21 protein-coding genes are annotated in these 23,940 nt (G+C 75.2%); 16 read left to right on the top strand and 5 right to left on the bottom strand.

The window, feature by feature from the left end:
• Positions 1-581: 581 nt before the first annotated feature.
• The gene (locus HCK00_RS19935; RefSeq protein ID WP_168103376.1) at positions 582-1,967 is read left to right on the top strand and encodes a cystathionine beta-synthase; all 1,386 of its coding nucleotides are present in this window, start codon (positions 582-584) and stop codon (positions 1,965-1,967) included.
• Positions 1,968-2,325: 358 nt separating this feature from the next.
• Here HCK00_RS19935 and HCK00_RS19930 read toward each other — a convergent pair whose 3' ends face one another.
• Positions 2,326-2,733, bottom strand: coding sequence for a hypothetical protein (locus HCK00_RS19930; protein ID WP_168103375.1), 408 nt, complete (start codon positions 2,731-2,733; stop codon positions 2,326-2,328).
• Between the two features lie 273 nt (positions 2,734-3,006).
• On the opposite strand from HCK00_RS19930, the gene HCK00_RS19925 reads away from it, so the two are divergent.
• The 4 genes from HCK00_RS19925 to HCK00_RS19910 all read left to right on the top strand — a co-directional run bounded on the left by HCK00_RS19925 (position 3,007) and on the right by HCK00_RS19910 (position 5,674).
• A complete protein-coding gene (locus tag HCK00_RS19925) occupies positions 3,007-3,960 on the top strand; it encodes a MurR/RpiR family transcriptional regulator (protein WP_168103374.1) in 954 nt (317 codons plus the stop codon).
• Between the two features lie 97 nt (positions 3,961-4,057).
• A complete protein-coding gene (locus HCK00_RS19920) occupies positions 4,058-4,351 on the top strand; it encodes an ArsR/SmtB family transcription factor (RefSeq protein WP_168103373.1) in 294 nt (97 codons plus the stop codon).
• Positions 4,348-4,734 (top strand): VOC family protein, encoded by a 387-nt coding sequence (locus HCK00_RS19915; RefSeq protein ID WP_168103372.1) that lies wholly within the window; start codon positions 4,348-4,350, stop codon positions 4,732-4,734. Before HCK00_RS19920 ends, HCK00_RS19915 begins: the two co-directional genes overlap by 4 nt.
• A 175-nt stretch (positions 4,735-4,909) precedes the next feature.
• Positions 4,910-5,674, top strand: a complete 765-nt coding sequence (locus HCK00_RS19910; protein ID WP_311765399.1) for a hypothetical protein — start codon at positions 4,910-4,912, stop codon at positions 5,672-5,674.
• Positions 5,675-5,783: 109 nt separating this feature from the next.
• Here HCK00_RS19910 and HCK00_RS19905 read toward each other — a convergent pair whose 3' ends face one another.
• A complete protein-coding gene (locus HCK00_RS19905; RefSeq protein WP_168103371.1) occupies positions 5,784-7,550 on the bottom strand; it encodes a type III PLP-dependent enzyme domain-containing protein in 1,767 nt (588 codons plus the stop codon).
• A gap of 341 nt (positions 7,551-7,891) precedes the next feature.
• Between HCK00_RS19905 and hutU the strand changes: the two genes are divergently transcribed.
• The 4 genes from hutU (at position 7,892) to hutI (ending at position 13,925) form a co-directional block, all read left to right on the top strand.
• Entirely contained in the window at positions 7,892-9,640 is a 1,749-nt protein-coding gene (gene hutU, locus HCK00_RS19900; RefSeq protein WP_240965739.1) for a urocanate hydratase, read from the top strand.
• The gene (locus HCK00_RS19895; RefSeq protein WP_168103370.1) at positions 9,637-10,944 is read left to right on the top strand and encodes an allantoate amidohydrolase; all 1,308 of its coding nucleotides are present in this window, start codon (positions 9,637-9,639) and stop codon (positions 10,942-10,944) included. The genes hutU and HCK00_RS19895 overlap by 4 nt, the downstream gene beginning before the upstream one ends.
• 119 nt (positions 10,945-11,063) lie before the next feature.
• A complete protein-coding gene (locus tag HCK00_RS19890; RefSeq protein ID WP_168103429.1) occupies positions 11,064-12,452 on the top strand; it encodes a formimidoylglutamate deiminase in 1,389 nt (462 codons plus the stop codon).
• Between the two features lie 297 nt (positions 12,453-12,749).
• Positions 12,750-13,925 carry an imidazolonepropionase gene (gene hutI / locus HCK00_RS19885; protein ID WP_168103428.1) on the top strand — a complete coding sequence of 392 codons (1,176 nt, stop codon included), beginning with the start codon at positions 12,750-12,752 and terminating at the stop codon, positions 13,923-13,925.
• Between the two features lie 181 nt (positions 13,926-14,106).
• Here the strand turns inward: hutI and HCK00_RS19880 are convergent, their stop codons facing one another.
• On the bottom strand, positions 14,107-15,126 hold the full coding sequence (locus HCK00_RS19880) for an RNA polymerase sigma factor SigF (RefSeq protein ID WP_168103369.1): 1,020 nt from the start codon (positions 15,124-15,126) through the stop codon (positions 14,107-14,109).
• A gap of 238 nt (positions 15,127-15,364) precedes the next feature.
• On the opposite strand from HCK00_RS19880, the gene HCK00_RS19875 reads away from it, so the two are divergent.
• From HCK00_RS19875 to HCK00_RS19860, 4 genes are all read left to right on the top strand, one after another.
• Positions 15,365-15,745 (top strand): STAS domain-containing protein, encoded by a 381-nt coding sequence (locus HCK00_RS19875; protein WP_168103368.1) that lies wholly within the window; start codon positions 15,365-15,367, stop codon positions 15,743-15,745.
• 184 nt (positions 15,746-15,929) lie between these two features.
• Entirely contained in the window at positions 15,930-16,421 is a 492-nt protein-coding gene (locus HCK00_RS19870) for an ATP-binding protein (protein WP_168103367.1), read from the top strand.
• A gap of 822 nt (positions 16,422-17,243) precedes the next feature.
• A complete protein-coding gene (locus HCK00_RS19865) occupies positions 17,244-17,921 on the top strand; it encodes a response regulator transcription factor (protein ID WP_168103366.1) in 678 nt (225 codons plus the stop codon).
• A 60-nt stretch (positions 17,922-17,981) separates the two neighbouring features.
• The gene (locus HCK00_RS19860; protein ID WP_168103365.1) at positions 17,982-19,241 is read left to right on the top strand and encodes a sensor histidine kinase; all 1,260 of its coding nucleotides are present in this window, start codon (positions 17,982-17,984) and stop codon (positions 19,239-19,241) included.
• Between the two features lie 105 nt (positions 19,242-19,346).
• Here HCK00_RS19860 and HCK00_RS19855 read toward each other — a convergent pair whose 3' ends face one another.
• Positions 19,347-19,901, bottom strand: coding sequence for a GtrA family protein (locus HCK00_RS19855; protein ID WP_168103364.1), 555 nt, complete (start codon positions 19,899-19,901; stop codon positions 19,347-19,349).
• 202 nt (positions 19,902-20,103) lie between these two features.
• Between HCK00_RS19855 and HCK00_RS19850 the strand changes: the two genes are divergently transcribed.
• The 3 genes from HCK00_RS19850 to HCK00_RS19840 all read left to right on the top strand — a co-directional run bounded on the left by HCK00_RS19850 (position 20,104) and on the right by HCK00_RS19840 (position 23,118).
• Positions 20,104-21,255: a 5-(carboxyamino)imidazole ribonucleotide synthase gene (locus HCK00_RS19850; RefSeq protein WP_375781986.1), complete on the top strand. Its 1,152-nt coding sequence runs from the start codon at positions 20,104-20,106 to the stop codon at positions 21,253-21,255.
• Positions 21,252-21,788 (top strand): 5-(carboxyamino)imidazole ribonucleotide mutase, encoded by a 537-nt coding sequence (gene purE, locus HCK00_RS19845; RefSeq protein ID WP_168103363.1) that lies wholly within the window; start codon positions 21,252-21,254, stop codon positions 21,786-21,788. The genes HCK00_RS19850 and purE overlap by 4 nt, the downstream gene beginning before the upstream one ends.
• 115 nt (positions 21,789-21,903) lie before the next feature.
• Positions 21,904-23,118: a dipeptidase gene (locus tag HCK00_RS19840; protein ID WP_168103362.1), complete on the top strand. Its 1,215-nt coding sequence runs from the start codon at positions 21,904-21,906 to the stop codon at positions 23,116-23,118.
• Between the two features lie 390 nt (positions 23,119-23,508).
• Here the strand turns inward: HCK00_RS19840 and HCK00_RS19835 are convergent, their stop codons facing one another.
• Positions 23,509-23,904, bottom strand: coding sequence for a VOC family protein (locus HCK00_RS19835; RefSeq protein ID WP_168103361.1), 396 nt, complete (start codon positions 23,902-23,904; stop codon positions 23,509-23,511).
• Positions 23,905-23,940: the final 36 nt, after the last annotated feature.

Genomic DNA, 23,940 nt, shown 5'->3' with positions numbered 1-23,940 from the left:
CCCCGGCCGGACGGCCGGTGCCGCCAGGACCGCCCGCGCCGTCCGGGCGGCCCACTCCGGCCCCGCCCACCGGGCCCGTCCCGTGGACCCGGGGGTGGACGGCCGTGCCACCTGCCGTGACCGCGTGATCCAGGCCGGCAGCGGCAGCGGCAGCGGCAGCGGGGGGGGGGGCCGGCCGGCCCGCCCCGTGGGCCCGGCGGCGGACGGCCGCGCCGGACGCCGCCGGGCCGGTGCCGCCGGCGGGACCAGCGCCGTCAGCGCTCTCCAGGCGGACCGTGCCGTGCGCGCGGGCCGCTCCACCCCCGCCGGCCCTGGTGCCCCCGCTCCCCAGGGCACGCGGGCCGTCCATGCCGTCCGGGCTGTCCGTGCCGTCCGCGCCGATGGTGCCGTGCCCGCCATGACCGCCCCGTTTCCCCGGGCGCCGCCCGCCGGCGCCGTACCGGTTTCCTGCCCGGCGCGGCCCCGCCCGCAACACCCGGCGCACGGGGCGCCGGGGCGCTACGGCGCAATAGGCTGGTGGTACGGGCACCTGAACAGCGACTGCCCCCGATCGCGGAGAACCCGCACCACCTGGAGACGTCGTGCAGTTTCACGATTCGATGATCGAGCTTGTCGGCAACACCCCGCTGGTGAAGCTCAACCATGTGACCGAAGGGCTGTCGGCGACGGTCCTGGCGAAGGTCGAGTACTTCAACCCCGGCGGCTCGGTGAAGGACCGGATCGCGCTGCGGATGATCGAGGCGGCCGAGGAGTCCGGCGAACTGCGCCCGGGCGGCACGATCGTCGAGCCGACCTCCGGCAACACCGGGGTGGGGCTGGCCATCGTGGCCCAGCAGAAGGGCTACAAGTGCGTCTTCGTCTGCCCCGACAAGGTGTCCACCGACAAGATCAACGTGCTGCGGGCGTACGGCGCGGAGGTCGTGGTCTGCCCCACCGCCGTCGACCCCTCGCACCCGGACTCGTACTACAACGTCTCGGACCGGCTGGTGCGGGAGACGCCGAACGCCTGGAAGCCCGACCAGTACAGCAACCCGCACAACCCGCTGTCGCACTACCACTCGACCGGCCCGGAGATCTGGGAGCAGACCGAGGGGCGGATCACGCACTTCGTCACGGGCGTCGGCACCGGCGGCACGATCAGCGGCACCGGGCGGTACCTCAAGGAGGTCTCCGGCGGAAAGGTCGCCGTCATCGGCGCGGACCCGGAGGGCTCGGTCTACTCCGGCGGCTCGGGGCGGCCGTATCTGGTCGAGGGCGTCGGTGAGGACTTCTGGCCGGACGCCTACGACCGTGAGGTGGCCGACGAGATCGTCCCCGTCTCGGACCGGGACTCCTTCCGGATGACCCGGCGCCTCGCCCGCGAGGAGGGGCTGCTGGTCGGCGGCTCCTGCGGGATGGCCGTGGTCGGCGCGCTGGAGGTGGCGGGGCGGCTCGGCCCGGACGACGTGGTGGTCGTGCTGCTGCCGGACAGCGGCCGCGGTTACCTGAGCAAGATCTTCAACGACGAGTGGATGGCCGACTACGGCTTCCTGGAGGAGGGCGGCCCCGCCGCCCGCGTCGGCGAGGTGCTGCGCGACAAGGACGGCGGGCTGCCCTCGCTGGTCCACATGCACCCGGAGGAGACCGTCGGCGAGGCGATCGACGTGCTGCGCGAGTACGGCGTCTCCCAGATGCCGATCGTCAAGCCGGGCGCCGGGCACCCGGACGTGATGGCCGCCGAGGTCGTCGGCTCCGTCGTCGAACGGGAGCTGCTGGACGCCCTGTTCACCGGCCGGGCCGAGCTGGGCGATCCGCTGGAGAAGCACATGAGCGCGCCGCTGCCGCACGTCGGCTCGGGCGAACCGGTGGCGGACCTGATGGCCGTACTGGAGGGCGCCGACGCCGCGGTGGTGCTGGTCGACGGCAAGCCGACCGGCGTGGTGAGCCGCCAGGACCTGCTGGCCTACCTGGCGAGGAGGGCGAAGTAGGGCATCCCTCCCGCGCGACGGGGAGAGCGGCGGGGCCCGGTCGCCGGGAGTTCCGGGAACGGTACGCGGCCGACACGCACCGGCAGCACGCGCTTAACACGGGCCGTGCAGAGTAGGTGGTGCCGGCGAGGACATCGGGCAGGTGACCTGGCCGGCACGCGAACGGCGCCAAGGACATCCGGAGCGGCTCCCGGACCTCCGTGGTCGCCCGGACACGGTCTCCCGGTCGAAGGAGCGGCCGTGTCCATCGGCGGGGACCGCCGTCGTCCCGCCCCTGGTGCTCACACTGGGGTGCGGCGGTCCCCGCCCAGCACGTTTTTCCCGGGCGGGGTGGTTCAGGAAGGCCCGGAGAGGGGCATCAGTCCCACTCGTCCGGCTCCCGTCGCTTCTCGCGGTTGCGGAACCGGGGCAGCAGGCCGCCGTGGGCGGCGTTCACCCCGACGATCCCCACCCAGGTCACGATCAGCCCGGGCAGGCCGGCCGTCGCGGCGCCGACCCCGGACAGGGGCAGGGCCATCACCAGCGAGAAGATGCCGAATCCGTACCGGCTGCCGAAGCCGCCGCCCGCCTCGCCCCGCGAGCGGGTCCCTCGCGCGACGATCATCCGGCGTTCGGCGAGCTGCCGGCGCACCCGGCGGTCGACCGCGCCGTCGAGCTTCTCCAGGAACGAGTCGACGAGTTCGGACTCGTACTCCGGTCCCAGCTCCCGGCGGGCCTGCAAGGTGGCGTCGAGTTCCTTCTTGAGCTCGGGGTCACGGGTCTCCATGCCGTCCACGCTAAGGACGGGGTGTGGCGGAGGCACTGGGGTTAACCCCCCGATCCGGGCGGGTTCACCGCCGGGACCGGGGTGGGCGGCCCCCGTCAGGCCGTGGCGGGGGGTGGCCGGCCTCGGCCGCCGGGCGCGCCGGGGGCGAGGTGCTGCATAGACTCATACAGGGTTTGAGGTTGGTGAATGGCTCGCGCCGCGTGCGGGGTCCGACGGTGGGAGGCTCCGATGGCCGGGACGTCTGGGATGCCTGGTGCCTCAGGGATGTCTGGGATGTCTGGGAGGTTCGGCACCGGGGCCGGTGGAGCGGACGGCGCGACCTCGCCGGAAGCGCGGCCGGGGAACGCCGGCGCCGGTCCGGCGGACGGTCACCCGCCCGCCGGGCCGGGCGGAACCGCTGCCGCCGCGGCGCGGCTCCAGCAGCTCTTCGAAGGCCACCGGCTGACGCCCACCCAGCGCCGGATCGCGCACTGCATGGTGCGGCGCGCGGCCGATGTGCCGTTCCTCTCCAGCGTGGAGCTGGCGGAGCTGGCCGGGGTGAGCCAGCCGTCCGTCACCCGCTTCGCGGTCGCCCTGGGGTTCGACGGCTATCCGGCGCTCCGCCGCCACCTCCGCGAGGTGCCCCCGGCCGGTGGCCCGCCCGCCGGCGGTGCCCTCACCCCGTACCAGCAGGCCGTGGAGGCGGAGATCGAGAACCTCCGTCAGGTGGCGGGCCTGCTCGCCGACGCCGGTCCCGTGGAGCGGGCGGGCCGGTTGCTGGCGGGGTCCAGCCCGCTGCCCGTGCTCGGACTGCGCGCGGCCTCCGCCCAGGCGCGGGGCTTCGCCTACTTCGCCGCCAAGGTCCACCCGGACGTCCGGCTGCTCGACGAAGGCGGGACGATGCTCGCCGACCGGATCGACGCGGCCCGCCGGGCCGGCGCCGGCGCCCTGCTCTGCTTCGCGCTGCCGCGCCATCCGCGTGAGGTGACCGAGGCCCTGGACCACGCCCGTTCCGCGGGGCTGACGGTGGTGACCGTCGCCGACAGCGCGTTCGCGCCCGTCGCCCGCCACTCCGACCTGCTGCTCCCGGCGGCCGTCGGCACCGGCCTGGTGTTCGACACCGCGTGTGCGCCGATGATGCTGGGCCGGGTGCTGCTGGAGGCGATGTGTGACGCGCTTCCCGACGCGCAGGCCCGGCTGGAGGAGTTCGACGCCCGCGCCGCCGACCGGGGACTCTTCATCGACTGACCGCGACAGCGACTGGCGGCGCCGGCCGTGAGGCCGGGGTTGGGGGATGTCCACACGTCCCTTGATAGGCAAGCAGATGCTTGCCTATTCTGCCGTCATGGCGGACGATGTCTTCAAGGCACTGGCCGACCCCACGCGCAGACGCATCCTCGACGAACTGGCGGAGCGCGGCGGTCAGTCGCTGTTCGAGATCTGCGCGCGCCTGGCGACCCGGCACGGCCTGGGCATGTCCCGCCAGGCGATCAGCCAGCACCTCGCCGTCCTGGAGGCCGCCGGGCTCGTCCGGACGCGGCGCCAGGGTCGTCAGAAACTCCACGATCTGAACACCGCGCCGCTGGAGCCGCTCCTGAACCGGTGGCTCCGGCCCGAACCCCCGGAGACCACCCCATGAGAATCCATCTGACCAGCGTCTTCGTCGACGACCAGGACAGGGCGCTGCGCTTCTACACCGATGTCCTGGGCTTCGTGAAGAAGACCGAGATCCCGCTCGGCGAACACCGCTGGCTGACCGTGGTCTCGCCGGAGGAGCCCGACGGCACCGAACTGGTGCTGGAGCCCGCCGGCCACCCCGCCGTAGGGCCCTACCGGGCGGCGCTCGCGGAGGACGGCATCCCGGTCACGTCCTTCGCCGTGGACGACGTGCACGCCGAGTTCGACCGGTTGCGCGGGCTGGGCGTGCGGTTCACCCAGGAGCCGCTCCGGATGGGCCCGGTGACCACCGCGGTGCTGGACGACACCTGCGGCAACCTGATCCAGATCGCGCACAGCGCGTAGAGCCGCCCCGGGCGAGGGCGAGGTGTCCCAGGCGGCGCGGAGAGGCGGAACGCCCGTGAAGGAGGGCGCCCCCGCTCTCATCCGATTCTCATGGCCGCTCACTACACTGCGCGTTCACCGGAACAGGTTTCGCAAGGAGACATCGGACCACTGCGAGGACGTGAGGAGGCGCGCGGTGAAGCGCGAGACGGCGACGGTGCTGGCCCGGGTGGCGGTTGCGGTACGGGCACCAGGGGTGTGGATGTGGTGGACGGGGCTGGTGGCCGCGGCGCTGGGCGCCCTGGTCCCGGTCAGCCTGGTGGGAACGCGGATCGGACTGCTCGCGGGCGCGGCGCTGCTGCCGCTCGCCGCGGTGGCCGCCTTCGTCCTCCGCCGCGGGCGCTACCGGGAACTCGCCGGGGGCGCGGTGCGCGCCGGACGGCGGGATCTCCTCCAGGACCGCGCCGTGACGGTCCGGGCCTGGCGGCGCCGGCGCCGCTGGTGGCTGCTCGCCGGCGCGGTGGCGGCCCTTGTCTCGTCCCTGCTGGCCCCCGCGGCGGGCGGGTTGCTGCTGGCCGGGGCCGGGGCCGGACTGTGGGCCAAGGCGGTGTGGCTGGGCAGCCTCGAACGCCGGAACGAGACGCTGCTGTGGTTCCGTGCCGACCGCGCCGGGCGCGGCCCCGTGGGCACGGCGGTCGACGGGTACCGCACGACGGGCATCGCCGCCGGGGACGCCGGTCCGGGCGGCGGCAGGCGGAAGGCCGTCCCCGCGGCTCCCGCTCCGGTCGCGCCCACCCCGCCGCCCCGGCCGAAGGGGGCCGCGGGGCCGTCCCGTAGGCGGCCGGGGCGCCCCGGCGCCGGCGTAGTGGGGGGACGGAAGCCGGCACAGGGGGGCGCCGGGAAGACCCGGGAAACCGGAAGCTCCGGGCGCGCCGGGGCCGTCGAGGCCGCCGGTACGTAGCCGTCGGTACGTAGCCGTCGGTACGTACCGGCGTACGGGGGTCCGGGGCAGGGGGCCGCGCCGTCCCACCGCGACGACGCGCGGGCCCCGGCCCCCGGGCTCCGGCAGGTCAGAGGCCGAGGAGCGCCTCCCGGTGGTCACCGCCGCTCTCGGCGACGATCTCGTCGATCCGCTGCGCCGGGCGTACGAGTGCGAACCGCACGCCCCCGGGGGCGGCTTCCGCCGTCCGGCCCCCACCGTCGGCCGGGTCGCCGCCCGGTCCGCCGCTCGCGCTCCGGCCGCCGCCCGTGACCGTTCCGTCCGGGGCGGCCGTTCCGTCCGGCCGGGCAGGTGCCCCGGTTTCGCCGGGCTCCCCGGCCGCCTCGGCCGCCTCGGGGTCCCCGGCCGCCTCCGCCGCCACGGCTTCCTCGGCGAAGCCGTAGACCGCCGGCCGGGGCAGGCTGTTGTAGGCGAAGTGGTTGGAGAAGTAGTAGGCGCCGGTGTCCAGCAGCGCGACCAGGTCGCCGCTCGCCAGCAGCGGCAGCGGGCGCTCCCGCGCCACCAGGTCACCGGCGAAGCAGCACGGCCCGGCGACGTCCTGCGCGATCTCCGGTCCCGTCCGCGGCCGGCCCGCCGCGTCGTAGGCCGCCACCCGCAGCGGCCAGGAGTCCGGCGCGAACACCGTACGGGTGGCGAGCTGCGCTCCCGCGTGGGTGACGGCGATCGGCCGCCCGCCCGACGACTTGGTGTACTCCACGCGCGCCAGGACGGTGCCGTGTTTGGCGAGCAGCGACCGGCCGAACTCGGTGACCAGCCCGTACCGCCCTTCGAAGAGGCCGGGCACGGCGCTCCGCAGGGCCCGCGCGTAGTCGCGATGGGACGGGTGTTCCTGGTCGGAGGTGAAGTTCACCGGGAGTCCGCCGCCGAGGTCCAGACTGGTGATGCGGCGTTCCCCCGCCGCCGCGTTGATCTCCTCCGCCAGCTCGTACAGCTCCCGCACCCCGCGGACCATCAGGTCCAGCGGGATGCCCTGGGAGCCGGTGTGCGCGTGGAGCCGGGTCAGCCAGGGCCGGGCGACGGCGGCGCGGACCAGCCAGTCGCGCGCCCCCTCGTCGCGCAGCGCCACGCCGAACTTGGAGGTGCCGGTGGCGGTGGACATCGCCGCGATGGAACCCCCGCCGACCTGCGGGTTGACCCGGATGCCGAGTGGCCCGCGCGGCGCGCCGGAAGCCCCGCCGACGAGGGAGGACCCGCCGACGAGGGAGTCCAGGCGGGACAGCTCCTCCGCGTTGTCGGCGTTGACGGCGATCCCGAGCGCCAGCGCCTCCCGCAGTTCGGCCTCCGACTTGGCGGGCGAGTCCAGGACGACATGGGACGCGGGGACCCCCGCCGCGCGGGCCAGCGCCAGTTCCCCGGGGCTGGCCACCTCACACCCCAGCCCCTCCGCGGCGAGCAGCCGCAGGACGGGCACCAGGGGCGCGGCCTTGACCGCGAAGGAGTGCAGGACGGGCGTACCGGGGGCGGTGACCTCAGCGAACGCGGCGTGCAGCGCGGCGGCGGAGGCCCGGATACCGGCCACGTCCAGCAACCCGGCGACCGGCTCCGCCGGGCCGACGAGACCCTGGCGGACGGCGGCCCACACCGCCCGGTCCCGCCGCGCGGCGGAAGCGGCGGCGGTGGCGGCCGCCGCGGTGTCCCCGGCGGCGCGGGCCGGGGTCCCGGGTACGGCCGGGGGCCCGTCCGCCGCTCCGGCCCCGGCCGCGCCGCCGCCGGGCCTGGTGTTCCGGCCGGACGCCGCCGGTGAGGCAACCGGCGGGGGCGCCGGTGAGGTCGCCGGCGGGGGAGCCGCCACCGTCCCGGCGTCCGGCCGCCCGGGTCCGTCCTCATAGCTCGTCATGGTGCCAACTCCATCATCAGGCGGGTCAGGACGCCTCCGCTGCCCGGGAGCCGTCCGCTCCTTCCGCCACCGGGCCGTCCCGGTGGCGCAGCGGCAGCCAGGGGAAGAGACAGAGACAGGAAAAGGGGGGAGGGGCGAGGGATGCGGGGTGCGGGAGAGGCCGCGGGCCGGCGGGAGGAGAGGAAGGAGAAGGAGAGGGCGGACGGGGCGGGAGGCAGCCTTCCTCTGCCCGCCGCACGGGCGTTCACCCCTGGTTGACTAGAGATATTCAGGGGGCGACCATGTGAATGAATCAATCCATGCGGTCGGGCGGAGGCCCGGCCCGGCAGGGAGGCAGGCCCATGGCGGGACCGCGACCCGTGCGCGCGCCGCGCGGCACGGAGCTGAGCGCCCGGGGGTGGCCGCAGGAGGCCGCCCTGCGCATGCTGAGCAACAACCTCGACCCGGAGGTCGCCGAACACCCTGACCGGCTCGTCGTCTACGGCGGCACCGGCAAGGCCGCCCGCGACTGGAACTCGTTCGACGCCATGGTCCGCACCCTGCGCGGCCTCGGACCGGACGAGACGATGCTCGTCCAGTCCGGCCGCCCCGTCGGGGTGATGCGGACCCACGAGTGGGCGCCGCGCGTGCTGATCGCCAACTCCAACCTCGTCGGCGACTGGGCCACCTGGGAGGAGTTCCGCCGGCTGGAGGCGCTCGGCCTCACCATGTACGGGCAGATGACGGCCGGTTCGTGGATCTACATCGGCACCCAGGGCATCCTCCAGGGCACGTACGAGACCTTCGCCGCCGTCGCGGCCCGGCTCGCGGAACGCGGGCGGGGGGACGGCAGCCTCGCCGGCACCGTCACCCTCACCGCCGGACTCGGTGGCATGGGCGGGGCGCAGCCGCTCGCCGTCACCATGAACGGCGGTGTCGCCCTCTGCGTCGACTGCGACCCCCGCGCCATCGAACGCCGCATCGGCCACCGCTACCTGGACGTCCGCGCGGACAGTCCCGAGCACGCGCTGCGGCTGGCCACCGAGGCCCGCGACCGCCGTGAGCCGCTGTCGATCGGACTGCTCGGCAACGCGGCCGAGGTGCTGCCCCGGCTGCTGGCCGAGGGTGCGCCGATCGACATCGTCACCGACCAGACCAGCGCCCACGACCCCCTCAGCTACCTCCCCGTCGGCGTGGACTTCGCGGACATGGCCCGGTACGCCGCCGAGAAGCCCGCCGACTTCACCGCCCGTGCCCGGGAGTCCATGGCCCGGCACGTGGAGGCGATGGTGGGCTTCCAGGACGCGGGCGCCGAGGTCTTCGACTACGGCAACTCCATCCGCGGCGAGGCCCAGCTCGCCGGATACGGGCGGGCGTTCGACTTCCCCGGCTTCGTCCCCGCCTACATCCGGCCGCTGTTCGCCGAGGGGAAGGGCCCGTTCCGCTGGGCCGCGCTCTCCGGCGACCCCCGCGACATCGCCGCCACCGACCGCGCCGTCCTCGACCTCTTCCCCGGCAACGAGTCGCTCGCGCGCTGGATCAAGCTCGCGGGCGAGCGCGTGCACTTCCAGGGGCTGCCCGCCCGGATCTGCTGGCTCGGCTACGGCGAACGTGACAAGGCCGGTGAGCGCTTCAACGACATGGTGGCCTCCGGCGAGCTGCGCGCCCCCGTCGTCATCGGCCGCGACCACCTCGACTGCGGCTCCGTCGCCTCCCCGTACCGCGAGACCGAGGCCATGCGCGACGGCTCGGACGCCATCGCCGACTGGCCGCTGCTCAACGCCATGGTGAACGTCGCCTCCGGGGCCTCCTGGGTCTCGATCCACCACGGCGGCGGCGTCGGTATGGGCCGTTCCCTCCACGCCGGGCAGGTGACGGTCGCCGACGGCACCGCGCTCGCCGGGGAGAAGATCCGCCGGGTGCTCACCAACGACCCTGGGATGGGCGTCATCCGCCATGTCGACGCCGGGTACGAGCGCGCCGAGGAGATCGCCGCCGAGCGCGGCGTCCGCGTCCCGATGCGCGAGGGCGGCCCCGAGGGCTCCGGCGGCGTCCCCGGGACCGTCCCCGGTGGGGGCTCCGGGAACGGCGGGGAAGGGGTGGCCGGATGAGCCCCGCCGCCCCCGCCGTCCGGGGCTGGACGCGCGGCGCGTCCTTCCAGGAGATGTGGCGCGACCTCACGCCCCTCGGCCGTCACCCCGGCAGCGGCGGCTACCGCCGGTACGCCTGGACCGCGGCCGACGCCGACTGCCGCGCCTGGTTCGCCGACCAGGCCCGCGCCCGCGGCTTGAGCTGCGAGACGGACCGCAACGGCAACCAGTGGGCTTGGCTCGGCGAGCCCGCGGACGCGGATCCGGCCCCGTCCGGCGGACCCGGCACCGGCGGCGCCTCCGGCAGCCCCGGCGCGGGGTCCGGCGCCGTGGTGACCGGCTCGCACCTGGACTCCGTACCGGACGGCGGCGCCTTCGACGGGCCGCTCGGCGTCGTCTCCGCGTTCGCCGCCCTCGACGAACTCCTCGCCCGGGGTGCCCGCCCGTCCCGTCCGCTGGCCGTCGCCAACTTCGCCGACGAGGAGGGCGCCCGCTTCGGCCTCGCCTGCGCGGGCTCCCGCCTCACCACCGGCCGGCTCACCCCCGAGGCCGCCCGCGCGCTCCGCGACGCCGGGGGCACCACGCTCGCCACGGCGATGGAGCGGGCCGGGCACGACCCGGACGGACTCGGCCCCGACCCCGGACGCCTCGCCCGGATCGGCGCGTTCGTCGAACTCCATGTCGAACAGGGCCGCACCCTGGCCCGCACCGGTGACCCCCTGGGCGTGGCCTCCGCCATCTGGCCGCACGGCCGCTGGCGCTTCGACTTCCACGGTGAGGCCAACCACGCCGGCACCACGCTCCTCACCGACCGGCACGACCCGATGCTCACCTACGCGCACACCGTGCTCGCCGCCCGTGAGGAGGCCCACCGCGCCGGGGCGCTGGCCACCTTCGGCAAGACCGCCGTCGAGCCGAACGGCGTCAACGCCATCGCCTCCCTCGTCCGCGGCTGGCTCGACTCGCGCGCCGCCGACGAGCGCACCCTCGACGCGCTGGTCACCGCCGTCGAACGGGCCGCGGCCGCCCACGGGGAGCGGGACGGGGTGACGGTGCGCGTCACCCGGGAGTCGTACACCCCCGTGGTGGAGTTCGAACACGCCCTGCGGGACCGGATCGCCGGGCTGCTCGGCGGTGCCCGGCTGCTGCCGACCGGCGCCGGACACGACGCGGGCATCCTCTCCGCGGCCGTCCCGTCCGCCATGCTCTTCGTACGGAACCCCACCGGCGTCTCGCACTCACCCGCCGAGACCGCCGCCGAGGACGACTGTCTCGCCGGGGTCACCGCGCTCGCCGACGTACTGGAGGGACTGGCGTGCCCCTGACCTACTGGGCCGAGTACGCCTGGACCGGTGACGGTAACGGTGACGGCGGCGACGGCGGCGACGGCCGGGGCGGCGGTGACGGAAGCGGTGGTGGGGCCGGGGCCGGGGCGGGGTCCGGGATCCAGGCCGGGGTGACCGTCGTGACCGGCGAGGACGGGCGGATCACCGAGGTCACCCCCGGCGTCCCGGCCCCGCCGCCCGGAGCGGAGCCGCTGCGCGGGCTGACCCTCCCCGGCCTGGCCGACGCGCACTCCCACGCCTTCCACCGTGCCCTGCGCGGCCGTACGCAGTCCGGCGGCGGCCCGGGCGGCCCGGGCGGGGGAGCGGAGGCGTCCGGCGGGGGAGCGGCCCGGGCCCGGCCCGGCGGGGCGCCCGGCTCCTTCTGGGCCTGGCGCGAGGTCATGTACGCGGCCGCCGCCCGGCTCACCCCGGACGGCTACCACGCCCTCGCCCGCGCGGTCTACGCCGAGATGGCCCTGGCGGGCATCACCTGCGTCGGCGAGTTCCACTACCTCCACCACGCGCCCGGCGGCGTCCGCTACGCCGACCCCAACGCCATGGGGGAGGCGCTGATCGCGGCGGCGGCCGAGGCCGGCATCCGGATCACCCTCCTCGACACCGCCTATCTCTCCGCCGGCCTGGGCTCCGGCTCCGGCGGAGAGCCGCTGGAGGGCCCGCAGCTCCGCTTCGGCGACGGCACCGCCGAGGCCTGGGCGGAGCGCGCCGCCGCGCTGAAACCCGCGGCGCACGCCCGGATCGGCGCGGCCGTCCACTCCGTGCGCGCCGTCCCCGCCGCCGGGCTGCCGGTGGTCGCCGCCTGGGCGCGGAAACGCGGGGCACCGCTCCATGTCCACCTCTCCGAACAGCCGGCCGAGAACGAGGCCTGCCTCGGCGCCCACGGCCGCACCCCCACCCGGCTCCTCGCCGACCACGGGGTCCTCGGCCCGGGCACCACCGCCGTGCACGCCACCCACCTCACCGACGCGGACATCGCCCTGCTCGGCGGCGGCCGCACCGGCGTGTGCGTCTGCCCCACCACCGAGCGGGACCTCGCCGACGGCATCGGCCCGGCCGCCCGCCTGCGCGACGCGGGCAGCCCCCTCTCCCTCGGCAGCGACAGCCACGCCGTCATCGACCTGCTGGAGGAGGCGCGCGCCCTGGAACTGGACGAACGGCTCGGTTCCCGCACCCGCGGCCACTGGACGGCCGCCGGGCTGCTGACCGCCGCCACCGCAACCGGGCACGCCGCGCTGGGCTGGCCCGAGGCGGGCCGGATCGCGCCCGGCGCCCTCGCGGACCTCACCACCGTCGCCCTGGACTCGGTGCGCACGGCGGGCCCGCCGCCCGCCCTGGCCGCCGAGACGGCCGTGTTCGCCGCGACGGCCGCCGACATCCGGCACACGGTCGTCGCCGGCCGCCCCGTGGTCCGCGACGGGGTGCACCGGCTCGTCGAGGACGTCCCCGCCGCCCTGGCCCGCTCGATCGCCGGCCTGCTGGACGAGCGGTGACCCGCCGGGGCACCCCGCCGACCGCCGACCGCCGACCGCCGTGCGCCGGAGCGCCACGGAGCCGCCGCACCCGACCGAGGAGACACCGTGAACTCACCCGGAGCCGGCCCGTCCGGAACCGCCGGACCCCGCGCGTCCCGCCGCCCCGAGGGCCCCGAGGGCCCCGGCGGCCCCGGCGGCCGGCGGCCGGAGCCCGCGGGGCAGGAGCCGGGGCCGGGCGGGGGACCGGCCCCCGCCGGCGCGCCCCCCGCGGTCCCGCCGTCCGTCCCGGCCGCCACCGGCGCCGTCCCCGCGTCCGTGCCGTCCGGCACCACCCTCGTCACCGGTATCGGGGTGCTGGTCACCAACGATCCCGCCCTGGGCGAGGGCCCGCTCGGGCTGGTGCGGGAGGCGGCGCTCGTCCTCGACGGCGAGCGCGTCGCCTGGGCCGGTCCGGCCGGACGGGCCCCCACGGCCGACGCCCGGGTGGACGCCGGGGGACGCGCCGCCCTCCCCGGCTTCGTCGACTCCCACACCCATCTGGTGTTCGACGGGGACCGCACCGAGGAGTTCGGCGCGCGGATGTCCGGGCGCCCCTACGCCGCGGGCGGCATCCGCACCACCGTCGCCGCCACCCGCGCGGCCGGCGACGAGCGGCTGCACGCCAACGTCGCCCGCTACGTCGCCGAGGCGCTGCGCCAGGGCACCACCGTCGTCGAGACCAAGTCCGGCTACGGGCTCAGCCCCGGCGAGGAGGCCCGCGCCCTGCGGATCGCCGCCGCGCACACCGACGAGACCACCTTCCTCGGCGCGCACATCGTGCCGCCCGAGTACGAGGACGACCCGGCCGGTTACGTCGCCCTCGTCACCGGCCCGATGCTGGACGCCTGTGCCCCGTACGCCCGCTGGGTGGACGTCTTCTGCGAGCGGGGGGCGTTCGACGGCGACCAGGCCCGCGCGATCCTCACCGCCGGAGCCGCGCGCGGCCTCGTCCCGCGCGTCCACGCCAACCAGCTCTCGTACGGCCCCGGGGTGCGGCTCGCCGTCGAGCTGGACGCCGCCTCCGCCGACCACTGCACCCATCTCACCGACGAGGACGTCGACGCCCTCGCCCAGGGGCGCACGGTGGCCACCCTGCTGCCCGGCGCGGAGTTCTCCACCCGCGCTCCCTGGCCCGACGCGCGCCGTCTCCTCGACGCGGGCGCCACCGTCGCCCTCTCCACCGACTGCAACCCCGGCTCGTCCTTCACCAGCTCGATGCCGTTCTGCATCGCCCTGGCGGTGCGGGAGATGGGCATGACGCCCGACGAGGCCGTGTGGGCGGCGACGGCCGGCGGGGCCGCCGCGCTCCGCCGCACCGACGTCGGCCGGCTCGCGCCGGGGGCGCGGGCGGATCTGCTGCTGCTGGACGCGCCGTCCCCCGTGCACCTCGCCTACCGGCCGGGGGTGCCCCTGGTGTCCGCGGTCTGGCGGCGCGGCGCACGGGTCCACTGAGCCACGGCCCCACCGCTCCGCCCGCACCGCCACGCCGCCGTACCGCCGGCCCGGGGGACCGCTGCGGGCGCGGGGGAAGACACGGAGAAGCCCGCCCCACGGGGGACGGGCTTCTCCGTGCTGCCGAAGCGATGTGCCGGAAGGGGAAGCTGAGGGGAAGACGGGGGAGGGGGAGCCGCGCTCACTCCTCGACGAGCAGCGCTGAGCGCAGCCGTCTCAGCGTCCGGGAGAGCAGCCGGGAGACGTGCATCTGCGAGATGCCCAGCTCCTCGCCGATCTCCGCCTGGGTCAGGTTGGCGACGAACCGCAGGGACAGGATCTGCCGGTCCCGGGAGGGGAGTTCGGCGATCAGCGGCTTGAGGGAGGCGATGTACTCGATGCCCTCCAGCCCGTGGTCCTCGTAGCCGAGACGGTCGGCGAGGGCGCCCTCGCTGTCGTCCTCCTCGGGCTGGGCGTCGAGCGAGCTGGCCGTGTAGGCGTTGCTCGCGGCCATGCCCTCCACGACCTCGTCGGTGGTGATCGAGAGGCGCTCGGCGAGTTCGGCGACCGTGGGCGAGCGGTCGAGCCGCTGGGCCAGTTCGTCGCCCGCCTTGGCGAGGTCCAGCCGCAGCTCCTGAAGGCGCCGGGGCACCCGCACCGACCAGCTGGTGTCCCGGAAGAAGCGCTTGATCTCACCGATGATCGTCGGCATCGCGAAGGTGGGGAACTCCACCCCGCGGCTGAGCTCGAACCGGTCGATCGCCTTGATCAGCCCGATGGTGCCGACCTGGACGATGTCCTCCATCGGCTCGCTGCGGGACCGGAAGCGCGACGCGGCGAACTTCACCAGGGCCACGTTGAGCTCGATGAGGGTGTTGCGGACGTAGGCGTGCTCGTGGGTACCCTCCTCCAGCCCTTCCAGCCGGGCGAAGAGCGTCCGGGACAGGGCCCGGGCGTCCAGCGGCTCCACCGTCTCACCGGGCGCCGCCCCGGGGAGCCCCGCGATCCCCCCGGCCGCCGGGAGATCGGCGAGGCCCGTGAGGCCCGTGAGGTCGCGGTGGCCGGAGAGGCCGGCGGGCACGGGGAACGGAGCCGCGGACTCCACGTCGGCGGCCGCCGACGCAGCGAGCGCCGCGATCCCGGGCGTCCCGGGGGGTTCGTACGCGGGGTCGTACGACGCGGAGCCGTACGCGGTGCGCGCTTCGTCGAGCTGGCGTGACATGGAAAAATCCTCCATCGTTCCCGGCGTATGGCTGCCGGAGCCGGTCGTGTCCTGCGGTGTGCGGCGCCTCCGAGCCGACGTGACCTACGTGTCCCTTCTAGCCCTACCCGCTTCCCCGGTGGCAAAGCAAGGGGTAATTGTCCGTATTTGCGTAGTTGGTGGGGAAGTTCGACTACCGGGAGCGGTATCGAAGGCGTAGTCTTCGCTCTGCCGTCGCCATTAACCGGAAGGGGTGCGCATGGACCGCGGGACAGTCGGCAGTACGAACAAGGGCCGACTGCACGTCGAGGTGCGCCACCACGGCCCCACTGCCGTCGTGACGCCGGCCGGTGAGCTCGACCACCACACCGCCGACGCGCTGCGGGGACCGCTGGACGAATGCCTCGACCAGGGGACGTCCCGCCTGGTCGTGGACTGCTCCCAGCTGGAGTTCTGCGACTCCACGGGTCTGAACGTGCTGCTCGGCGCCCGGCTCCGGGCCGAGGACGCCGGAGGCTCGGTCCACCTGGCCGGAATGCTCCCCGTCGTGGCGCGGGTGTTCGAGATCACGGGCGCCGAAGCGGTCTTCACCGTCCACGGCACCCTTGAGGAAGCGCTCGCCGACTCACCGGCCGACTGATCCACCCCTTCGACCGCCCCGCCCGCTCCGTGGACGAACCGTTACGCCCGTCACACCACGTGACACGAATATCTCGAATATGTGGGTGTTCCCCTGGAGAGGTCGGGCAGGAGACAGCTGAATCTGATGAAACCGTCGGGTACCCACAACCTGTCTATCGGCGAACCGGTGAGGTGAAGCGCTGATGAGCACCACTCGCCCGTTGTCGCCGGGCGATCGCGGTCCGGATCCGGGCGATCCAGCGTCCCCACCGCCCTTGGCCGGCTTCGGACAGGTGCGCACCCTGCGCCTGGAGGGCGTCAGCGGGATCGTGCCGACCGCGCGGGACTTCACCCGCGAGGCGCTCCACGACTGGGGCTGGCTGCCGGCCGGCACCCCTGAGCAGCGTGCCGCCGCCGAGGACGTCCTGCTGGTCGTCTCCGAGCTGGTCACCAACGCCTGCCTGCACGCCGAGGGCCCCGAGGAACTCCGCCTCGGCGCCGCCGGGAAGGTGCTGCGGCTGGAGATCACGGACCACGGCGAGGGCTCCCCCGAGCCCCGCACCCCGCACCGCGCGGGCCGCCCCGGTGGCCACGGCATGTTCATCGTCCAGCGGCTCTGCAAGGACTGGGGGGTCGTACGGCGGGACGACGGGATGGGCAAGACCGTCTGGGCGGAGCTCACCGCACCGGAGTGACCGGCCCGGCCGCCGTGTCCCGCGCCCCGGGACGCCGCACGGCTCCGCCCTTCTCAGGGGCGCCGGGGCCGGGAGGGCGACCGGCGCCGCGGCGGGTGCCCCGGCCCCTGGCATGACGAGACGGCCGGCGCCCGGCCACGCACGTACCGCTCCGGCGCACCGCACCGCGGTGCGCCGCGTCGTCACGCGCGCAGCCCGACGGGCCGGCCGGCTCCCGCCGCGACCGGTCCCGAGCCCCGCGCCCCTCAACCCCGTACCCCTCCCTGATCCGCGCTGACCTGCTCTGCCCTGCCCTGCCCTGCCCTGCTCCGCGCTCCCCTGCGCCGACCTGCTCCGGTCCGCCGGATCGTCCGGCGGGCCCGGGTCCCGGCGGGGCCGGGCCGAACGGGCTCCCGCCCGCAAGGACCGGCTGAGTACCCGGGAGGGCGGGCTCCAATCCCGCCGAGCGGATTTTTCTCCGCGCTTTTTCTCCGGGGTGGCCGGAGGCGGCCCGAGCCGGTCCTTCCGCCGCTCCGGTCTCCTCCGGACGGGGGCGGCCACGCCGTGCACCGCGTGGCCGCCCCCTCCCGGAACGTCGCCGGCCGCCGGGTCCGCGGGACCGGTCGGCGGACGTCGCCCATCCGCGCCCGGATGCGGCGGGAGGCCACCAGGAACGCCAGGCCGGCGCCCGCGGCGACCGGCGCCGGCCGTTGCGGCCCCGTACGAGAGACGGATCACGTCCTGCCCGGTCCCTTCCGGCCCCGGTGGCCCCGGCAGTCCCCCGGGGCCACCGGGTCCCGGGGACCACCCCGGCCGCCACCCCGCGCGGACTACCATCACCCCATGACCCGTGTACTGCTCGCCGAGGATGACGCGTCCATCTCGGAGCCGCTCGCCCGCGCCCTGCGCCGCGAGGGGTACGAGGTCGAGGTGAAGGAGGACGGCCCCGGCGCGCTCGACACCGGCCTGCGGGACGCCGTCGATCTCCTCGTCCTCGATCTGGGGCTGCCGGGCATGGACGGGCTGGAGGTGGCCCGGCGGCTCCGCACCGAGGGGCACACCTTCCCGATCCTGGTGCTCACCGCCCGCGCCGACGAGGTGGACACCGTGGTCGGCCTCGACGCCGGCGCCGACGACTACGTCACCAAGCCCTTCCGCCTGGCCGAGCTGCTGGCCCGGGTGCGGGCCCTGCTGCGCCGGGGCGTGGCCGAGGCCCCGCAGCCGCCGGCCACCCACGGGGTGCGGATCGACGTCGAGTCCCACCGCGCCTGGATGGACGAGGAGGAACTCCAGCTCACCGCCAAGGAGTTCGACCTGCTGCGGGTGCTGGTCCGGGACGCCGGCCGGGTCGTCACCCGGGACCAGCTGATGCGCGAGGTCTGGGACACCACGTGGTGGTCCTCGACCAAGACGCTCGACATGCACATCTCCTGGCTCCGCAAGAAGCTGGGCGACGACGCCGCCAACCCCCGCTACATCGCCACCGTGCGCGGTGTCGGATTCCGTTTCGAGAAGAGCTGACCCCGCGGGCCCGCGCGACCGTCCCCGGAACCCCGCCAGGCCCTCGCCCCGGAGGGCACCGTGCGCCGTCGTCTGATCAACTCCACCCTCGCCGTGGTCCTCGTGGTGATCGCCGTGTTCGGGATCTCCCTGGTCCTGGTGGAGTCCCGCACGATCATGGAGTCGGCGCACGAGAGCGTGGAGTCCGACGCGGTCCGCCTGATGAGCGTGGTGGACGGCCGGCTCGCCGGCGGCGACAGCGGTGAGGAGATCGGCCGCGACCTCCTCCACGACCAGGTGACCGCGGGCCGCTACGCCCGCGTCGACCTCCCCGGCGGCGGGACGATCGAGATCGGCGACCGCCCCGGCGGCGAGGCCATCGAGGCCCGGGTCACCGGTGAGCAAGGGGAACGGATCACCGTCCGGGAGTCCTCCGCCGCCGTCCGTGACGAGATCGTCCGCGCCGTACTGATCATTTGCGCCGTCTCGCTCTTCGCGGTCCTGGCGGCCCTGCTGCTGGCGCTCTGGCAGGCACGCCGGCTGACCGCCCCGCTCACCGACCTCGCCGACACCGCGGAGCGGCTCGGCTCCGGCGACCCCCGGCCGCGTCACCGCCGGTACGGCGTCCCCGAACTCGACCGGGTCGCGGATGTCCTGGACGCCAGCGCCGAACGGATCGCGCGGATGCTCACCGCCGAGCGGCGGCTCGCCGCGGACGCCTCGCACCAGCTCCGCACCCCGCTGACGGCGCTCTCCATGCGGCTGGAGGAGATCTCCGCCACGGACGACCCGGAGACCGTGAAGGAGGAGGCCGCCATAGCGCTCGGGCAGGTCGAGCGGCTCACCGACGTGGTCCAGCGGCTGCTCACCAACTCCCGCGACCCGCGCAGCGGCTCGGGTGTCTCCTTCGACCTGGACGAGGTGGTCAAGCAGCAGGTGGAGGAGTGGCGGCCGGCCTACCGCAGCGCGGGCCGGGCCGTGGTCTGCTCGGGCAAGAAGGGGCTGCGGGCCGTGGGCACCCCGGGCGCCGTCTCCCAGGTGCTGGCCACGCTGGTGGAGAACTCCCTGATGCACGGGGCGGGGACGGTGGCGCTGCGCACCCGGGTCACCGGCAACCAGGTCGTCGTCGAGGTCGCGGACGAGGGCCCGGGCGTCTCCCCGGAACTCGGCGCGCGCGTCTTCGAGCGCACGGTCAGCGGGCGCAACTCCACGGGCATCGGCCTGGCGGTGGCCCGGGACCTGGCGGAGGCGGACGGCGGCCGGCTCGAACTGCTGCAGCAGCGGCCACCGGTGTTCGCGGTCTTCCTGAGCCGGGCGGTCTCGTGGGGCGCGGACTCGTGAGGTGCGGTCTCCTGAGGTGCGCGGGCTCGTGAGGTAGGCGGGCCCGCGGGTCCGGTCGGCCCCGTAGGCCTCGTCGTTCCCCGGCCGGCGCACGGCAAGCCGCGCTCAGCCCAGCGGGCGTTCCTGCTCCCCGACGGGGCCGGCACCGCCCGGCCCGCCGGCCGCGCCGGCGGGCCCGGCCGCGCCGGCGGGGAAGGTACCGACCGTGACGGTCTCCCGCTCCGGCCGCCCCCGGAACACCCAGGTCCGGTAGGACCAGAAGCGGAACACCGAGGCCGCGCCGACCCCCACCACGTTCTTGGCGAGGTTGTCGGCGAGCGCGGAGGTGAAACCGAGGCCGTAGTGGGAGAGCGCCAGGATGCCGTTCTCGATGATCAGGCCGATGAGGTTGAAGAAGAGGAACAGGCCCAGCTCCCGGCTCTGCCCGCTCTTGTCCCGGGCCCGGTAGGTCCAGTGCCGGTTGCCGATGTAGTTGGTGAAGGTCGCGACGGCCGTGGCGATCACCCCGGAGCGGACGACGGCCAGCCCGAAGCCGTGCACGCAGAGGTTGAAGACCAGGATGTTGACCACGGTGCCGAAGGCCCCCACCGTCCCGAACTTGGCGGCTTCGCGGGCGAGCCGCCGTAGGCGCTGGCGCAGTCTCGTCGGCCGTCCGGTCATGGGGGTGATCTGGCTCCGTCGCTCGGCGGCCTGGGTGCTGGGTGGTCCGGCTCCTCATGCTATCCAGGGCCGTGGCGCGTCGCTCGCCGGTTCGCGCCCGGAAGGCGACAGCGCCCCGCCGCGGGCGGGTGGCCGGGTGCTTGGAGGATCCTCCGAGTATCCGCCCGCCGGGGCACCACCGGCGGGCGGATACCCTGGACCGGTGACATTTCCGGTAGTCGGCATGGTCGGCGGCGGCCAGCTCGCCCGTATGACCCACGAGGCGGGCATCCCGCTCGGCATCAGGTTCAAGCTGCTCAGCGCCTCCCCGCAGGAGTCCGCGGCCCAGGTCGTGCGTGACGTGGTGGTGGGGGACCACCGCGATCTCGACACCCTTCGGCGTTTCGCACAAGGCTGTGACGTGATCACCTTCGATCACGAACATGTGCCGACCGAGCATCTGCGGGCGCTGGAGGCGGAGGGCGTCCCCGTCCGTCCCGGCCCGGACGCGCTGGTCCACGCGCAGGACAAGGGGGTGATGCGGGCCGCGCTGGACCGGATCGGCATCGCGAGCCCCCGCCACCGGATCGTCACGGACCCGGCCGACGTCACCCGCTTCGCGGCCGAGGGCGCCACCGGCGGCGACGGATACCCGGTGGTCCTCAAGACCGTCCGCGGCGGCTACGACGGCAAGGGCGTCTGGGTCGTCCGGGACGAGGCCGGGGCCGCCGAGCCGTTCCGGGCGGGCGTGCCCGTGCTCGCCGAGGAGAAGGTGGACTTCGCCCGCGAGCTGGCGGCCTCCGTCGTCCGCTCGCCGCACGGCCAGGCCGTCGCCTACCCCGTGGTGGAGTCCGTGCAGGTGGACGGGGTCTGCGACACCGTGATCGCGCCCGCACCGGACCTCTCCGGGGAGCGTGCGGCCGAGGCGCAGCGGATGGCGCTGACCATCGCCCGTGAACTCGGCGTCACCGGCCATCTCGCCGTCGAACTGTTCGAGACGCGGGACGGCCGCCTGCTCGTCAACGAGCTGGCGATGCGCCCGCACAACTCCGGCCACTGGACCCAGGACGGGGCCGTCACCTCGCAGTTCGCCAACCACCTGCGCGCCGTCCTCGACCTGCCGCTGGGCGCGCCCGGGGCCCGCGCGCCGTGGACCGTGATGGTCAACGTCCTCGGCGGCGACTACCCGGACATGTACTCCGCCTATCTGCACTGCATGGCCCGGGACCCCCAGCTCAAGATCCATATGTACGGCAAGGACGTGAAGCCCGGCCGCAAGGTCGGCCACGTCACCACCTACGGCGACGACCTGTCCGAGGTCCTCGACCGCGCCCGGCACGCCGCCGGCTACCTCCGAGGGACGATCACCGAATGAGCGCCACCGCCCCCGCACCCGTCGTCGGCGTCGTCATGGGCTCGGATTCCGACTGGCCGGTGATGGAGGCCGCGGCCGAGGCCCTCGCCGAGTTCGGGATCGGCTACGAGGCGGAGGTCGTCTCCGCGCACCGCATGGCGCGCGAGATGATCGCCTACGGGGAGGAGGCGGCGGACCGCGGCCTGAAGGTGATCATCGCGGGCGCGGGCGGCGCCGCCCACCTCCCCGGGATGCTCGCCTCCGTCACCCCGCTCCCGGTGATCGGCGTCCCCGTGCCGCTGAAACACCTTGACGGCATGGACAGCCTGCTCTCCATCGTGCAGATGCCGGCCGGGGTGCCCGTCGCCACCGTCTCCGTCGCGGGAGCGCGCAACGCCGGGCTGCTGGCGGTCCGGATCCTCGCGGCGCACGACCCCGGGCTGCGGGAGCGGATGCGGGAGTTCCAGCGGAAGCTGGGGGAGCAGGCGGCGGAGAAGGGGCGGCGGCTGCGGGCCCGGACGGGCGGCGCGGGCGGCTTCGGCTTCGGCGGCTGACGGGCGCGAGGGTCCGGGGCCGGACAGGGGTCCGGGAAGGGCCGGACGGTGGCCGACCGAAGGTGATCGTGCGCGCTCGGTCGAGAACGGCCGGATCGCGGGTGAGGATGGGATCATGACCGATCTCGACCGGACACCGGACCACCTCGCCGAAGCCCGAGCGCTTCTCGCCGAACACCCCGTCGTGGACGGACACAACGACCTGCCCTGGGCGCTGCGCGAACAGGTCCGCTACGACCTGGACCGGCGCGACCTCGCCACCGACCAGAGCGACTGCCTGCACACCGACATCCCCCGGCTGCGGGCGGGCGGCGTCGGCGCGCAGTTCTGGTCCGTCTTCGTCCGCTCCGACTACGACGGTGACCGCGCCGTCAGTGCCACGCTCGAACAGATCGACGCGGTGGACCAGATCCTCGCCCGCCACCCCGCCGACCTGCGCCGCGCCCTGACCGCCGACGACATCGAGGCCGCCCGGGCCGAGGGCCGGATCGCGTCCCTCATGGGCGCCGAGGGCGGGCACAGCATCCACTGTTCCCTGGGCACCCTCCGCGCCCTGTACGCGCTGGGCGTCCGCTATCTGACCCTCACCCACAACGACAACATCGCCTGGGCCGACTCCGCGACCGACGAGAAACGGATCGGCGGCCTCAGCCGCTTCGGCGAGGAGGTCGTCCGGGAGATGAACCGCCTCGGGATGCTCGTCGACCTCTCGCACGTCTCGGCAGGCACCATGCGCGACGCGCTGCGCGTCACCGAGGCGCCCGTCCTTTTCTCCCACTCCTCCGCGCGCGCCGTCTGCGACCACCCGCGCAACATCCCCGACGACGTGCTGGAGCAGTTGCCCGCCAACGGCGGCACGGCGATGGTCACCTTCGTCCCGAAGTTCGTGCTGCCCGAGGCCATCGCGTGGACGCACGCCGCCGACCTCAACATGAAGGCGCACGGCCTCCACCCGCTCGACACCACCGAGGCCGCGATGCGCGTGCAGCGGATGTACGAGGAGCGCCACCCGCGCCCCGTGGCCACCCCCGCGACCGTCGCCGACCACCTCGACCACATGCGCGAGGTCGCCGGGATCGACCACCTCGGCATCGGCGGCGACTTCGACGGCACCGCCTTCACCCCGGCCGGCCTGGACGACGTCGCGGGCTACCCCAACCTGATCGCCGAACTGCTCCGCCGTGGCTGGTCGCGGTCCGATCTGGCCAAGCTGACCTGGCAGAACGCCGTCCGGACCCTGCGCGCCGCCGAGGACGTCGCCCGGGAGCTGCGCACCCGGCGCGGGCCGTCCAACGCGACCATCGAGGAACTCGACGGACCGGCCGGATGATCTGAGGCGGGTGACCCGCTCGCCCTCCCTGGCGGTCCGGTGGCCCGGTGGCCCGGCGGACCGGCGGACCGGGCCTCGCGGACCGGGGCGGGCAGAGGGGACGGGCAGAGGGGGCGGGACGCCGCGGACCGCCCGGTTCCGGCACGGCCGCGAGGGCTCCGGAGGCAGGCTCCGGCGGGCGGGCGGGCCGGCCGGTCAGGAAGCCGGTGGCCGCCCGGGCCGCCGGGTGCCGGGACCGGCTGAGGTCCGCGGGACCCGGCGCCGTCGGCCGGAGCATCGCGCGCCGCGCCGGCCCGGGCCGCGCCGGTCCGCGCCGCCTCGCGCCGCCCGGAGCCGGGTCGCGTCGCCCGCCCCGCGCCGGAAGGGCGCCGCCCCGTGCCGCTGGGGCGCTCAGCTCTGCCGGACGAGGCAGAACGGATGCCCCGCGGGGTCGGCGTAGACCCGGAAGCCCCGCTTCCCGCCCTCGTCGTCGGTGTCCAGGGCACGGGCCCCCAGCTCCAGCACGGCGGGCTCCGTCGCGGCGATGTCGTCCACGTACACGTCGAGATGCATCTGCTGGGAACGCTCTCCCGAGGGCCACCGGGGCGGGACGAAGTCCTCGGCCCGCTGGAACGCCAGCTTCCAGCCGTCCTCGGTGGTCAGCTCCACCCAGCGGTCGGAGACCGGCTCCTCCTGCCCACCGGCCCCCCTCCGCGGCTCCCCGCCCAGCAGGTCGGCGTAGAAGCGGGCGAGCGCGTCCGGGTCGGGGCAGTCGATGACGGTCCAGCCCTTGCGTGCGACGGCCATGGTCTCTCCTTCAGCTCCGAGGTTCCCGCCCCCCGG

Origin of the sequence: Streptomyces zingiberis (assembly GCF_012034935.1) — a bacterium.
Taxonomy (GTDB): domain Bacteria; phylum Actinomycetota; class Actinomycetes; order Streptomycetales; family Streptomycetaceae; genus Streptomyces; species Streptomyces zingiberis.
This window is presented reverse-complemented; position numbering and strand designations above follow the sequence as displayed.